Below are 13,419 nucleotides of genomic sequence, written 5' to 3'. Positions count from 1 at the left end.
GTGTGCTGTCACCATCCAAGACGTTCATCTCTTTACATCTCATTGCGGCGCCAGTGACCGAACCGGTTCCGCTTCGTTCCCCCGGACGGAGGTGTACGCCATGGTGGCTCCACCGGACACCGCCCCACCCGACAATGACGTCCTGTGGGCACGGTCCCTTCACTACTCCCACTGGGGGTCCCCCGGACTCATCGGGGTCTCCGTCGGGGTCCGCCAGGGCGAGATCCTGGCCCTGACCGGCCCGCGCGGCAGCGGCAAGACCACCCTGCTGCGCTGCCTCTCCGGACAGCTCCGCCCCGAGCAGGGCGAGGTCTGGTTCAACAGCGTCCCCGTCCACACGATGGGCGTCCTGGCCCGCGAACGGCTGCGCCGCGACCGGTTCGGCTGGATCGGCCCCGAACCGCAGCTGCTGCCCGAGCTCAAGGTGTGGGAGAACGCGGCCCTGCCGCTGCTGCTCGCCGGCGCCTCGCACTGCGGTGCCAAGCACGCCGCCTGCGAATGGCTGGAGCGCCTGGACATCGGCGGCTTCGCCCGCAAGCGCCCCACCGCCCTCAACCGGGCCGAGTGCCAGCGGGTCGCGCTGGCCCGGGCCCTGGTCAACGAGCCCGCGGTGATCTTCGGCGACGAGCCCACGGCTCCGCTGCACCGGGCCGAGCGCGCCCTGCTGCTCCGTACGCTCACCACCGCGGCCCGCTCGCACGGGATCACCGTGGTGCTGGCCACCCACGACGAGGAGACCGCGGCCGTCGCCGACCGCCGCGTGCCGCTGCTCGACGGCCGGCCCGCCGCCACGGCCGGGGCCGCCCCGGGCCCGGCGGGACCCCCGGCCGCCGAGACCACGGAGGGGCAGGCCGCGTGCTCGCTCTCCGCCTAGCTCGCGGCTCCCGGCCGCTGGTCCAGCTGCGCCGGCTGCTCGTGGCCGCCGCCTCCGCCGGTACCGGGTTCCTCCTCCTGTACGTGCTCGCCGGGGCGGTGGCCCGCCCCGGCGGATCGTTCCCTCGCCTGCTGTGGGCACTGGTGCCGCTGGCCGCGACCGTCCAGTTCGCCGTCGCGGTCGCCCGTACCGACCCGGCGACCCGGCCCCGGGCGGGCCTGGACGCCGCCGGGCTGGGACCCGTACGGCTCAGCCGGGTCGCGGCGATCTCCACCGCCGTCGCCTGCGGCCTGGGCAGCGCGCTCGCCCTCGCCGCCTTCCTGCACCTGCGCGGGGACCTGGCCGGGCTGCCCTTCGACGGAGCCGGCGCCGCACTGCTGCACGCCGACCAGCCGCTGCCCGTGGCGGCCGCGCTCACCCTGCTGGTCCTGGTCCCGCTCACGGCGGCGGCCGCCGTCCTCACCCTGCCCCGGCGCAAGCCCCTGGCCCCGCAGACCGGGCTGCCGTGGGGCATCGCGATCACCGCCTGCGGCCTCGCGGTCGAGGCCTACGCCGGGCCGGCCGGACCGGGGATGCTGGCCGGCTGGTCGCTCACCGCCGCCGGGCTGGCCCTGGCCGGGCCCGGCCTGGCCTACGCCAGCGGCACGCTGGTCCAGGCCGCGCGCCCCGGCGCGCTGCGGCTGCTGGCCGGGCGGGCCCTCCAGGAGGAGGCGCCCCGGGTCGGGCCGCCGCTCGGCATGCTCTGCGCCGTCGGGGCGGGCGCCCTCACCGCCCTGGCCCTGCGGGACCACAGCGGGGCGCTGCTCCCCCTCGGTCCGCTGACCGGACCGGCCGCGGCGCTGGTCGCCCTGTGCGCCGCCGCGACCCTTCTCACATCCGCGGTGGAGGCCCGGCAGGGCCGGGCCGCCGGCCGCGAGGCCCTGACGGACCTCGGCGCTCCGGCCAAGGTCCTGCGTACGGCCGCGAGTTTGCGGGCCACCGCACTGGTGGCGGTGTGCGTACCCCTCAGCTGGGGTGTGGCGCAGCTGACGTCACTGGCCCTGACCCGCTGACGCGGGCAGCCCTTAGGGTGGGCCGAATGGTCAACCGATACGTCGACTACACCGTCACCGAGATCGAGACGCTCGCCGAATTCGACCAGGTGGTGGCTCGCGGCTCGCTCAGCGGCTACCGGATCCAGTCGGTCAACCTGCTGGAGCGGACCTTCGCGCTGCTGTCCGCCGACACCTCGTCCGCCGTGTTCCTGGGCTGTGCGATGGAGCCGGACGCCTCGGTGAAGGTCCGCGCCGACGGCGCACTGGTCTTCCCGCCCGTCCCCGACCTGCCGTTCAACCCCTACCGGGGCCTGCTGTACACGCCCGAGGAGCTGTTCGCCGGGCTGCCCGCAGGGTACGAGTACACCCCGGACGCCCAGGCCTACGCGTGGTTCCAGGAGACCAAGGCCGACGGCGACATCTTCTCCTCGATGCTCCGCTCCATCCACGACGACGCCGTCTCCGACGCCCTCGACGAGCACCTCCAGGGTGCCCGGGTGGTCGGCGTCATGGGCGGCCACGCCATGTCCCGGGGCGGTACGGAGTACCGCGGCGCGGCGGAGCTCGGCCGCGCGCTGACCCGGTCCGGGCTCACCGTGGCCACCGGCGGCGGACCCGGCGCGATGGAGGCCGCCAACCTCGGCGCCTACCTGGCCCCGGCCCCGGACGAGGCCCTCGCCGAGGCCCTGGAGCTGCTGGCCAAGGCCCCGTCCTTCACCCCGTCGGTCTCCGACTGGGCGCGGGCGGCGTTCGCCGTACGGGACCGGTGGCCGGGCGGCGGCGACTCGGTGGGCATCCCGACCTGGTTCTACGGGCACGAGCCGCCGAACGCCTTCGCGGCCCACATCGGCAAGTACTTCGCGAACGCCACCCGCGAGGACGGGCTGCTGGCCCGGTCGACGGCGGGCGTGGTGTTCCTGCCGGGCGCGGCGGGCACGGTGCAGGAGATCTTCGACAGCGCGACGCCGAACTACTATGCGTCGCGGGGCGAGCCCGCGCCGATGGTCCTGGTCGACCGGACGCACTGGACCGAGCACCTCCCCGCCTGGCCGCTGCTCCGGGCACTGGCGCGCGGCCGGGCCATGGAGTCGAAGATCGCCCTGGTGGACTCGGTGGACGAGGTCCCGGACGCGCTGGCGTCAATGGCCTGACACCGGGAGGCAACTTCCCGGCCCGTTCTGACGTCTGGCAGTGGTACCGCATTACCTGCCAGACGTGAACGGAGCCATCGGTGCTCATAGGCCTGCTGACTGCTGTCGCGGCGTCCATCTGCTACGGGACGGGATCCGTCCTGCAAGCCGTCGGATCGCGCCGCGCCGCCCGGATGTCCCCGCCCGCCGCCGGGGTGACGGCGCACGGCGGCCCCAACCTGGCGTCGACCGCGAAGGCGGCGATGACCTGGGAGTTCATCGTCGGCACGATCCTGGACTTCGTGGGCTTCGGGCTGGGCGCGCTGGCGGCCCGCCTGCTGCCGCTGTTCCTGTCCCAGACGGTGATCAGCGCCAACCTGGTGATCACGGCCGTGCTCAGCGTCAAGATGCTGGGCATCCGGCTGAGCCGCAAGGAGTGGACCTCGATCGGCGTCGTCTGCACGGCGCTGGTGCTGCTGGCCACGGCCGCGGGCCACGAGGGCGGCCACCACGCCCCGATGTCCACGCACTGGTGGCTGCTGGGCATCACCCTGCTGCTGATGGTGGGCGGCACGGTCGCCGTACGCCTCCTCGGCGGCGGCGCGGCGATCCTGGCGGGCCTGCTGTCGGGCCTGGGCTTCGGCGCGCTGGGCGTCGGCGTCCGGATCCTGGACGGCGTCGACCCGTTCGACCTGGGCACGCTGCTGGCCGACCCGGCCCTGTACGCCATCCTCGTGGCGGGCTTCGGCGGCATGTACCTGCACACGGTCGCCCTCCAGATCGGCTCGGTGAACGGCGCGACGGCCGCCCTGGTGGTCGGTGAGACGGTCCTCCCGGGCGCGATCGGCGTGCTCTGGCTCGGTGACGCCTCCCGGCCGGGGCTGGCCTGGCTGGCGATCTTCGGCTTCGTGCTGGCGGTGACCGGCGCGGTGGCGGTCGCCTGGTACGGCAAGCACGAGGGGTCCGACGAGGGCGCCCCGGCCCCCGTACCGGAGCCGGTCGGCTGACCCGTGGGCCGGCCGGCCGACCCCTCGGGTCCGCCGGCCGACCCGTGGCCGGCCGGTGTCACCCGGTCGGCCGCCCCCGGTGGTGGCGCGGCGGCGGCTGCCGCTTGCTGGACCGGGGGGAGAGAGCGAGGGGCCCATGGAGCCCACGACCGATCGGCTGAAGACACCGCGCGCGGCCGGGCTCGCCGGAATCGCCTTCGCCCTGTTGCTCGCGGCGGCGATCGTGCTGATGCGGATCGCCGTCCCGTCGGGCGACGCCGCCGAAGCGCCCATCGCCCCGGACCGGCGCTGGGCCGTCCGGGTGGCCCTGGAGATCGTGCCCTTCGCCGGCATCTTCTTCCTGTGGTTCATGGGCGCCCTGCGCGCGCACACGGGCGAGGCCGAGGACCGGTTCATCGCCACCGTGTTCCTGGGCAGCGGCTTCGTCTTCGTGGCGACGCTGTTCGCCTCCGCCGCGGCGGCGGGCACCGTGCTGGAGGAGAGCACGCCCTCCGATTTCGGCCGCCACTTCGCCTACACGCTGCTGTCGACGTACGCGATGCGGATGGCCTCCGTATTCGTCCTCGCGACCTCGACCATCGGGCGGCTGCTCGGTGTCTTCCCCCGGTGGCTGGCCCTGCTGGGCACCGTCGTCGGCCTGGTCCTGCTCGTCGTGGGCTCCGGCATGCCCTGGTCCGAGCTGTTGTTCCCGGCCTGGGCGCTGATCGTCAGCGTGCACGTCCTGCGGGCCCGGCGCGGCACCGCCCGTACGGCCCCCGCAGCGACCCGCCCGGACCCTCCCGCCCCATCCTGACCTGCGCGTTCACACTCCGGCGGGCAGCCTAGGGGCCCCGCGTGCATGCTGGTGGGAAGGGGAGGACCCGCGGGGGTACGGGGGTGACGGGGAAGTACGGCCGAGGGAAAGGCAGAACCGTCATGAGGCTTGTCGTCGACCTCAACCGCTGCCAGGGATACGCCCAGTGCGCCTTCCTCGCTCCCGACGTCTTCGCCATGCACGGCGACGAGTCCCTCCTCTACAACCCGGAGGCGGCCGCCGAGCATCGGGAGAACGTCGAACGCGCCGTGGCCGCCTGCCCGGTCGGTGCGATCCTCCTCGAGCTCACGGACGAGGACATGGCCGACGTGCCCTCGCCGGACGCCGTGGCAGGGGCTCCCTCCGGAGGCGCGCGGTGAAGGGTGGAGGAGCACACGACGGGGCCCTGGAGCGGCTCAAGCGCGACGGGCGCATCGTCGTCGTCGGCGCTTCGCTGGCCGGTCTGCGGGCTGCCGAGACCATGCGCGAGAAGGGCTTCACCGGTTCGCTGACGATGATCGGCGACGAACCGTACGAGCCGTACGACCGCCCCCCGCTGTCCAAGCAGGTCCTGCTGGGCAACGCGGTCGCCGACCACACGGCGCTCCCCCGCCGCCGGGCCATCGACGCCGACTGGCGTCTCGGGGTCCCCGCCACCGGCCTGGACATGGCCGCCCGGCGGGTCCGCCTCGGCAACGGCGACGAGGTCGAGTACGACCGGCTGCTGATCGCCACCGGCGTCCGTGCGCGGCCCTGGCCCAACGCGGAGGAGGGCGCCCTCAAGGGAGTCTTCGTGCTGCGCACCCGCGACGACGGCGAAGGGCTGCAACAGGCCCTGGCCGCCGGCCCGCGCCGGGTGCTCGTCATCGGAGCCGGCTTCACCGGGTCCGAGATCGCCTCCGCCTGCCGGGAGCGCGGCCTGGACGTCACCGTCGCCGAACGCGGCGCGGCGCCGCTGGTCGGCGCGCTCGGCGGGGTGATCGGCGAGATCGCCGCCGGGATGCACCGCGAGCACGGCGTGGACCTGCGCACCGGGGTCATGGTGACCGGGCTGGAGGGCGACCCCTCCGGACGGGTCCGCGCCGCCCACTTCTCCGACGGGTCCACCGTCGAGGCCGATGTGGTGGTCGTCGGGCTCGGCGCGCAGCGCAACACCGAATGGCTCGCCGGGTCCGGACTGGGTGCGGGCCCCCGGGGCATCGCCTGCGACGCGGGCTGCCGGGCCTTCGACATCCGGGGCATCGTCACCGACGACATCTATGTGGCGGGTGACGTGGCACGTTCCCCGCACGCCCTGTTCGGCTACCAGTTCCTGTCCCTGGAGCACTGGGGCAACGCCGTCGCCCAGGCCGACACCGCCGCGCACAACATGCTCAGCGAGAGCGCGGACCGCCGCCCCCACCTGTGGGTCCCGGCGTTCTGGTCCTCGCAGTTCGGGGTGAACATCAAGTCGGTCGGCGTACCGCCGATGGGCACCGAACTCCTCGTCACGCAGGGCTCGCTCGCGGAGCGCAGGTTCGCGGCCGTGTACGGGTACCAGGGGCGCGTGATCGCCGCCGTGACCTTCGACAACTGCCGGTGGCTCCCGTTCTACGAGCAGCAGATCGAGGCCAACGCGCCGTTCCCGCCGGAGTTCTCGACGGTGGACCGCAGGCCGGAGGGGAGCAAGCCGGTTCCGGCGGAGTTCCCGGACCCCTCGGTGCCGACGCACGGACCGAACATCATCCTCAGCGGCTACTCGCCGGCCGACCGGAAGATGACCTTCGTCCCCGGGCGCCCCTGACCCTGCCCCGCCCCCGACCGCGCCCGAGCCCACCGCGCCCTCCCCCGAGGATCACGAGGATCACGAGGACCCGTCATGACACAAGCCATCCTGCGGGAGATCATCGACTACGCGAACCGCGCGAACCCGTACCCGCTGTACGAGGAGCTCCGCAAGACCCCGGTGTCCCACGACGGGGACGGCCCCTACGTGGTCAGCACGTACTACGAGATCCAGAGCCTGCTGCACGACCCGCGGATCAGCTCCGACGCCAAGAACCTGAAGTCGACCGGGGACGACCCGCTGGGCCAGTCCGAGGACGAGGGGACGGGCACGTCCCTGCCGCCGTCCTTCCTCAAGCTCGACCCGCCGGACCACGACCGGCTGCGGCGCATGACGAACCGTCCGTTCGGTCCCCCGCACGCCCCCCACCGGGTGCACGACATGCGCGAGGAACTCGGCGGGCTGGTCTCCGGGCTGATCGACTCCATCGCCACCAACGGGAACCTGGACCGCGTCGACCTGGTCGACCAGTTCGCGTACCCCTTCCCGGTCACGGTCATCTGCCGGCTGCTCGGCGTGCCCCGCGAGGACGAGCCGAAGTTCCACGTCTGGGCGGAGACCCTCGCCGCGAGCCTGGACCCCGACCCGGACGCGGACCCCACCCAGCACGGCAAGGGCGCCATGGACGCCCGGATGGAACTGGGCATGTACCTGGCCGGGCTGATCGAGGAGCGCCGCAAGAACCCGGGCGACGACATGCTGTCGCAGCTGGCGACCGATGACGGCCCGGACGGATCGATGACCACCATGGAGGCGCTCAGCACCTCGGCGCTGCTGCTGATCGCGGGCCACGAGACCACGGTCAACCTGATCACCAACGGCATGCTGACCCTGCTGCGCCACCCGGACGTCCTCGACCGGCTCCGCGTGGACCCGGGCCTGTCGGTCCCCATCGTCGAGGAACTGCTGCGCTACGAGCCGCCCGTGCAGCTGCTCCCCCAGCGCACCACCCTCTCCGACATCGAGGTCGCCGGCGTCACCATCCCCAAGGGCGCTTCCCTGTGGCTGATCCTGGCGTCCGGGAACCGCGACCCGAAGCGGTTCGAGAACCCGGACCGCTTCGACCCCGACCGCAAGGACATCCAGCACCTCGGCCTCGGCAGCGGCATCCACAGCTGCTTCGGGGCGCCGCTCGCCCGCCAGGAGGCGCAGCTCGCCCTGAGCGAACTCGCCCGCCGGCTGGAGAACCCCCGGCTGCTGGAGGACCCGCCGCCGTACCGTCAGAACGCGGTCCTGCGCGGCCCGCGCCACCTGCCGATCGCCTGTGACGGCATCCGTCCCTAGTCTCCCCGGCCCTGCCCCGGGTCCTGCCGCGAGTCCTGGCCCTGGTCACGGCCCTGGTCACGGCCCGGGTCCGCCGGGAGGAGGACGACCTCGGACGGGGTGAAGGACACCGCGACCCGGTCCCCCGCGGCCGGCGCCCCCTCCAGCCCGCACTCCGCCTCCAGCAGCGGACCCGCCTCCGGCCGCAGCAGCAGGGCCACGTGCGTGCCGCGGAAGGTGCGGGAGACCACCTCGCAGCGCAGGCCGGCCGCACACAGCACCACCCCGGCCGGACGGATCAGCAGCCGCTGCTCCCCCTCGGGGGATCCCTCCGGCACCGGGACCTCGCCCCACGGGGTCCCGGCCGCAGTGCCCGTGACCACGGCCGGGACCACGTTCTCGAAGCCGAGGAACCGTGCCACGAACTCCGACGCGGGCCGCTGCCACACCTCCAGCGGGCTCCCGGCCTGCGCGATCCTGCCGTCCCGCATCACCACCACCCGGTCGGCCAGCGCAAAGGCCTCCCCCTGGTCGTGCGTGACGGCGAGCACCGTCGTGCCCAGCCGGGCGAACAGCTGCCGGAGCTCCGCCACGAGCCGCTCCCGCAGCCCCCGGTCCAGCTGGCCCAGCGGTTCGTCCAGCATCAGCAGCCGCGGCGACGGGGCCAGCGCGCGGGCCAGCGCGACCCGCTGCTGCTCGCCTCCGGACAGCGAGGCCACCGCGCGGTCCTGGGCCCCGGGGAGGCCGACCAGCTCCAGCAGCTCCGCGACCCGGGCCTCGTACGAACCGCGTCCCGCGCCCCGCATCCGCAAGCCGAAGGCGACGTTCCCGCCGACGTCCCGGTGCGGGAAGAGCTGGTGGTCCTGGAACATCAGGCCCACGCCCCGCCGGTGCACGGCCACGCCGGCCTGGTCCGCCCCGCCCAGCGACACCCGGCCCGCGGACACCGGCTGGAGCCCGGCGACCACCCGCAGCAGGGTCGACTTGCCGCTCCCGCTCGGCCCCAGCACGCACACGGTCTCGTGCTCGGCGACCTCCAGGTCCACCTCGTCCACGACCGCCCGCTCACCGAAGCGGACCGACACCCCGTCCAGCCGGAGCAGTGTCATCAGAATTCTCCCGAGGTCTTGTCGGGACGCAGTCGCTCCAGCACCAGCAGGGACACCGCGCACACCAGCATCAGAATCGTGCTCAGGGCCATCGCCTGCCCGTAGTTCATCTCCCCGGCCCGCCCCAGCAGCCGCGCCACGGCCACCGGCAGCGTCGGATGGTCCGGCCGGGCGATGAAGACGGTCGCGCCGAACTCCCCGAGCGAGACGGCGAAGGCGAAGCCCGCCGCGATCAGCAGCGCACGCCGCACCAGCGGCAGGTCCACCTCCCGCCAGGCCCGCAGCGGGGACGCGCCGAGTACGGCCGCGGCCTCCCGCAGCCGCCCGTCGACCGCGCGCAGCACCGGCAGCATGGTCCGCACGACGAACGGCACGCCCACCAGGGCCTGAGCGAGCGGCACCAGGATCCACGAGGTCCGCAGGTCCAGCGGCGGCTCGTCCAGGGTGATCAGGAACCCGAAGCCGACGGTCACGGCGGACACCCCGAGCGGCAGCATCAGCAGCGCGTCGAAGCCCCGTACGAACCGCCCTCCGCGCCTGGTCAGGGCCGCGGCCGCGAGTCCGCCGATCAGCAGGGCGATGGCGGTGGCGGCGAGCGCGTACTGCAGGGAGTTCCAGATCGCCTCCAGCGGCGGCACCAGGAAGGTTCCGCCGCCCGCGCCCACCTCCTGGAGCGCCCGGTAGAAGCCGAGGCCGTACCCGCCGGGCGCGTCGAAGGACCGCTCCACCAGCACCGCCAGCGGGGCCACGATCAGCAGGGCGACCGTCAGCAGCACCCCGCCCAGCAGGGTGCGCTGCGCCCAGCCGCGCGGCCGGTGCGTGGTGCGCCCCGGGTCGACCAGCCGCAGCGCGGTCTCCCGCCTGCGCACCGTCCGGGCGTGCACCGCGAGGATCCCGCCGATCGCCGCGAACTGCACCATCGTCAGCACCGCGGCCGTGGGCAGGTCCAGGAGCTGCGCGGTCTGCCGGTAGACCTCCACCTCCAGGGTGGAGTACGCGGGCCCGCCCAGGATCAGTACGACGCCGAAGGAGCTGAAGGTGAACAGGAACACCATCAGCGAGGCGGCGGCCACGGCCGGGGCCAGCGCGGGCAGCGTCACCCGCCGCCAGGCGGCGAACCGTCCGGCGCCGAGCACCCGGGCGGCCTCCTCCTGCCGCGGGTCCAGCTGGGCCCACAGCCCGCCGACCGTCCGTACGACGACGGCGTAGTTGAAGAAGACGTGCGCGAGGAGGATCGCCCAGACCGTGGTGTCCAGCCGGACCCCGGCCAGTTCGTCGAGCAGCCCGCCCCGGCCGACCAGCGCGAGGAAGGCGGTGCCGACGACCACGGTCGGCAGTACGAACGGGACGGTCACCAGGGCCCGGAGCAGCTGCTTGCCGGGGAACTCGAAGCGCGCGAAGACGTAGGCGCCGGGGAGCGCGATCAGCAGCGTGAGCGCGGTGGAGGCGAGCGCCTGCCAGGTGGTGAACCACAGCACGTCCGCGATGTCGGGCCGGGCGAGCACCTCGCCGATCCGGCCGAACTGCCAGCCGGCGTCGGTCTTCAGCCCGCGGCCGACGATCGCGGCCACGGGGTAGGCGAAGAACAGCCCGAAGAAGGCGAGGGGCACGGCCATCAGGGCGAGCCGTACGGCCACGGCCCGCCCGCCTTCGCGGGCGCCGGGGACCGGCGCGGCGCCCCCCGGCGCCGCGCCCGTGCCCTTGGTGCCGCCTACTTCACGACGAGCGAGGTCCATGCCTTGACCCACTGCTCACGGTTCTTGGCGATGGTCTCGGGAGCCACGTTCTCGGGCTTCTCGACCACCACGCCGTGCTTGGTGAACAGCTCCGGCAGGGCGGCGTCCTTCGTCACGGGGTTCACGAACATCTGGAGCGGCATGTCCTCCTGGAACTTCTTGCTGATCAGGAAGTCCAGGAGGGCCTTGCCGCCCGCCTCGTTCTTCGCGCCCTTGAGCAGGCCCGCGAACTCGGTCTGGCGGAAGCAGGTGCCGGTGGCGACACCCGTCGGGGCCTCGGCCGGCTGCGGCTCGGCGTACAGCACCTCGACCGGCGGGCTGGAGGCGTAGGAGACGACCAGCGGGCGGTCGCCCTTGGCCTTCTTGCCGCCCGCGGAGCCGGAGAAGCGCTCGTTGTAGGCCTGCTCCCAGCCGTCGACGATCTCGACGCCGTTGTCCTTGAGCTTGCTCCAGTAGTCCTTCCAGCCCTCGTCGCCGTATTTGCCGACGGTGGCGAGCAGGAAGCCGAGGCCGGGCGAGGAGGTCGCGGCGTTCTCGGCGACCAGCAGGTTCTTGTACTCCGGCTTGATCAGGTCGTCCAGCGTCTGCGGCGGGGCGATCTTCTTGTCGGCGAAGTAGGCCTTGTCGTAGTTGACGCAGATGTCGCCGGAGTCGATCGGGGTGACCCGGTGCTCCTTGTCGAGGACGTACTCGGGCTTCACGTCGGCCAGGCCCTTGGCCTCGTACGGGGTGAAGATCCCGTTGTCGAGGGCGCGCGAGAGCAGGGTGTTGTCCACGCCGAAGAAGACGTCTCCGCGCGGGGAGCCCTTGGTGAGGATCTCCTGGTTCAGCGCGGCGCCGGCGTCCCCGGACTTCAGCACCTTGACGGTGTAGCCGCTCTGCTGCTCGAACTCCTTGAGGACCGACTCGGTCACGTTGAAGGAGTCGTGCGAGACGAGCGTGACGGTCGTGGACTTCGGGGCGTCGCTCGCTCCGGCGGTCTTGTCCTTGGCGTCGCCGCCGCCGCAGGCGCTGAGCGTGGTGACGCCCAGCGCGGCCGCGAGCGCCGCGCCCGCGATCTTCTTGGTGGTGCTCACTGGTGATTCCTCCTGGGATGTCCAGGAGAAGACGCGGCCCTGCCCGGCGCTCTCTCGGAGCGGACGCCGGGCAGGGCGCAACAGCATGAGTGGTGACCGAACTTCCTACCCCGAATGACCGGGGCGAGGTTCAGAGGGTCTGCGGATGACGGATACCGCACTCTCAGCGCTGTGGCGCTCCCCTGTCGGAATATGAAATTGGTTCGGCCACAGGGTACCTCGTGGCCGAATACGGACGTCCCGAGGCGGAAACTAGCGCTCCGAGGCCGCGAGCTGGCCGCAGGCGCCGTCGATCTCCTGGCCGCGGGTGTCCCGTACGGTCACGGGCACGCCGTGCCGGGCGATGGCCTCCACGAAGGCCTTCTCGTCCTCGGGCCGCGAGGCGGTCCACTTGGAGCCCGGCGTCGGGTTCAGCGGGATCAGGTTGACGTGGACGCGCTTGCCCTTGAGCAGCCTGCCCAGCAGGTCGCCGCGCCAGGCCTGGTCGTTGATGTCGCGGATCAGGGCGTACTCGATGGAGATCCGGCGGCCGGACTTCTCGGCGTACTCCCAGGCCGCGTCGAGGACCTCGCGCACGTTCCAGCGGGTGTTCACGGGGACCAGGGTGTCGCGCAGCTCGTCGTCGGGGGCGTGCAGCGAGACCGCGAGGCGGCACTTGAAGCCCTCGTCGGCGAAGCGCAGCATGGCCGGGACCAGGCCGACGGTGGAGACGGTGATGCCGCGCTGCGACAGGCCGAGGCCGTCGGGCTCGGGGTCGGTGAGCCGGCGGATGGCGCCGACCACGCGGTTGTAGTTGGCGAGCGGCTCGCCCATGCCCATGAAGACGATGTTCGACAGGCGCGCGGGACCGCCGGGGACCTCGCCGTCGCGCAGCGCGCGCATGCCGTCGACGATCTGGTGCACGATCTCGGCGGTGGAGAGGTTGCGGTCCAGGCCCGCCTGGCCGGTGGCGCAGAACGGGCAGTTCATGCCGCAGCCGGCCTGCGAGGAGATGCACATGGTGACCCGGTCGGGGTAGCGCATCAGCACGGACTCGACGAGCGTGCCGTCGTGCAGCTTCCACAGGGTCTTGCGGGTGGTGTCGTCGTCGCACGAGATGTGCCGGATGACGGACATCAGGTCGGGCAGCAGCTCCTGCTGGAGCTTGTCGCGGGAGCCGGCCGGGATGTCGGTCCACTCGGCCGGGTCGTGCGCGTACCGCGCGAAGTAGTGCTGGGAGAGCTGCTTGGCCCGGAACGGCTTCTCGCCGATCGCGGCGACCGCCTCGCGGCGCTCGGCCGGGGTCATGTCGGCGAGGTGCCGGGGCGGCTTCTTGGCCCCGCGAGGGGCGACGAAGGTGAGCTCACCCGGAACGGGGCGGGGGGCCATGCGGTACTCCTCAGTACGACGAGGTGGGGGTCACCCCGCGCGTGCAGGGCCGGTCCGCGGCTCGGCCGCGAGACGGAAAGGGGGCGCCGCCGAAAAACCGCCCCGCCCCCCACAAAAACCCCACCAAGGCAAGAAAAAAAAAAAAAAAACCACCAAAAAAGTGGGTTTTTTATACGTGGTGGGGGGGAAAATAAAAAAAAAGTG

The 13,419-nt window shown here is 72.9% G+C and carries 12 protein-coding genes and 1 riboswitch; of the genes, 8 read left to right on the top strand and 4 right to left on the bottom strand.

All coding sequences use genetic code 11. From position 1 onward, the window contains the following. The first annotated feature begins 100 nt into the window (after positions 1-100). From ACFWP3_RS13135 to ACFWP3_RS13100, 8 genes are all read left to right on the top strand, one after another. The gene (locus tag ACFWP3_RS13135) at positions 101-874 is read left to right on the top strand and encodes an ABC transporter ATP-binding protein (RefSeq protein ID WP_384219690.1); all 774 of its coding nucleotides are present in this window, start codon (positions 101-103) and stop codon (positions 872-874) included. Then, positions 856-1,926 (top strand): hypothetical protein, encoded by a 1,071-nt coding sequence (locus ACFWP3_RS13130; protein WP_384219688.1) that lies wholly within the window; start codon positions 856-858, stop codon positions 1,924-1,926. The genes ACFWP3_RS13135 and ACFWP3_RS13130 overlap by 19 nt, the downstream gene beginning before the upstream one ends. 26 nt (positions 1,927-1,952) lie before the next feature. After that, positions 1,953-3,059: an LOG family protein gene (locus tag ACFWP3_RS13125; protein WP_384219685.1), complete on the top strand. Its 1,107-nt coding sequence runs from the start codon at positions 1,953-1,955 to the stop codon at positions 3,057-3,059. Between the two features lie 80 nt (positions 3,060-3,139). Further along, the gene (locus ACFWP3_RS13120) at positions 3,140-4,045 is read left to right on the top strand and encodes a hypothetical protein (protein ID WP_384219682.1); all 906 of its coding nucleotides are present in this window, start codon (positions 3,140-3,142) and stop codon (positions 4,043-4,045) included. 136 nt (positions 4,046-4,181) lie between these two features. Next, positions 4,182-4,838: a hypothetical protein gene (locus ACFWP3_RS13115; RefSeq protein ID WP_384219681.1), complete on the top strand. Its 657-nt coding sequence runs from the start codon at positions 4,182-4,184 to the stop codon at positions 4,836-4,838. A 122-nt stretch (positions 4,839-4,960) separates the two neighbouring features. Next, positions 4,961-5,218 (top strand): ferredoxin, encoded by a 258-nt coding sequence (locus tag ACFWP3_RS13110; protein WP_384219677.1) that lies wholly within the window; start codon positions 4,961-4,963, stop codon positions 5,216-5,218. Continuing rightward, on the top strand, positions 5,215-6,621 hold the full coding sequence (locus ACFWP3_RS13105) for an NAD(P)/FAD-dependent oxidoreductase (protein WP_384219675.1): 1,407 nt from the start codon (positions 5,215-5,217) through the stop codon (positions 6,619-6,621). Before ACFWP3_RS13110 ends, ACFWP3_RS13105 begins: the two co-directional genes overlap by 4 nt. A gap of 75 nt (positions 6,622-6,696) precedes the next feature. Continuing rightward, the gene (locus ACFWP3_RS13100; RefSeq protein WP_384219672.1) at positions 6,697-7,947 is read left to right on the top strand and encodes a cytochrome P450; all 1,251 of its coding nucleotides are present in this window, start codon (positions 6,697-6,699) and stop codon (positions 7,945-7,947) included. Here ACFWP3_RS13100 and ACFWP3_RS13095 read toward each other — a convergent pair. From ACFWP3_RS13095 to rlmN, 4 genes are all read right to left on the bottom strand, one after another. Beyond that, a complete protein-coding gene (locus ACFWP3_RS13095) occupies positions 7,944-9,035 on the bottom strand; it encodes an ABC transporter ATP-binding protein (protein WP_384219670.1) in 1,092 nt (363 codons plus the stop codon). The two genes, ACFWP3_RS13100 and ACFWP3_RS13095, sit on opposite strands and share 4 nt — an antisense overlap. Then, positions 9,035-10,651 carry an ABC transporter permease gene (locus tag ACFWP3_RS13090; RefSeq protein WP_384219826.1) on the bottom strand — a complete coding sequence of 539 codons (1,617 nt, stop codon included), beginning with the start codon at positions 10,649-10,651 and terminating at the stop codon, positions 9,035-9,037. The genes ACFWP3_RS13095 and ACFWP3_RS13090 overlap by 1 nt, the downstream gene beginning before the upstream one ends. Positions 10,652-10,746: 95 nt before the next feature. Continuing rightward, the gene (locus tag ACFWP3_RS13085) at positions 10,747-11,847 is read right to left on the bottom strand and encodes a thiamine ABC transporter substrate binding subunit (RefSeq protein WP_384219668.1); all 1,101 of its coding nucleotides are present in this window, start codon (positions 11,845-11,847) and stop codon (positions 10,747-10,749) included. An 84-nt stretch (positions 11,848-11,931) separates the two neighbouring features. Further along, positions 11,932-12,041: riboswitch (TPP riboswitch) on the bottom strand. 58 nt (positions 12,042-12,099) lie between these two features. Then, positions 12,100-13,215, bottom strand: coding sequence for a 23S rRNA (adenine(2503)-C(2))-methyltransferase RlmN (gene rlmN, locus ACFWP3_RS13080; RefSeq protein ID WP_384219665.1), 1,116 nt, complete (start codon positions 13,213-13,215; stop codon positions 12,100-12,102). Between the last annotated feature and the right edge of the window lie 204 nt (positions 13,216-13,419).

Source organism: Streptomyces sp. NPDC058525, assembly GCF_042719495.1.
Taxonomy (GTDB): domain Bacteria; phylum Actinomycetota; class Actinomycetes; order Streptomycetales; family Streptomycetaceae; genus Streptomyces.
The sequence above is the reverse complement of the archived record's forward strand: the minus strand, read 5'-3'. Positions and strand labels throughout refer to the sequence as shown.

What these genes read in the sequence shown, in the direction of transcription:
- ACFWP3_RS13135 (WP_384219690.1), top strand. Translation starts at nt 101, where the DNA reads ATGGTGGCTCCACCGGACACCGCCCCACCCGACAATGACGTCCTGTGG.
- ACFWP3_RS13125 (WP_384219685.1), top strand. Translation starts at nt 1,953, where the DNA reads ATGGTCAACCGATACGTCGACTACACCGTCACCGAGATCGAGACGCTC.
- ACFWP3_RS13115 (WP_384219681.1), top strand. Translation starts at nt 4,182, where the DNA reads ATGGAGCCCACGACCGATCGGCTGAAGACACCGCGCGCGGCCGGGCTC.
- ACFWP3_RS13110 (WP_384219677.1), top strand. Translation starts at nt 4,961, where the DNA reads ATGAGGCTTGTCGTCGACCTCAACCGCTGCCAGGGATACGCCCAGTGC.
- ACFWP3_RS13100 (WP_384219672.1), top strand. Translation starts at nt 6,697, where the DNA reads ATGACACAAGCCATCCTGCGGGAGATCATCGACTACGCGAACCGCGCG.
- ACFWP3_RS13095 (WP_384219670.1), bottom strand. Translation starts at nt 9,035, where the DNA reads ATGACACTGCTCCGGCTGGACGGGGTGTCGGTCCGCTTCGGTGAGCGG.
- ACFWP3_RS13090 (WP_384219826.1), bottom strand. Translation starts at nt 10,651, where the DNA reads ATGGCCGTGCCCCTCGCCTTCTTCGGGCTGTTCTTCGCCTACCCCGTG.
- rlmN (WP_384219665.1), bottom strand. Translation starts at nt 13,215, where the DNA reads ATGGCCCCCCGCCCCGTTCCGGGTGAGCTCACCTTCGTCGCCCCTCGC.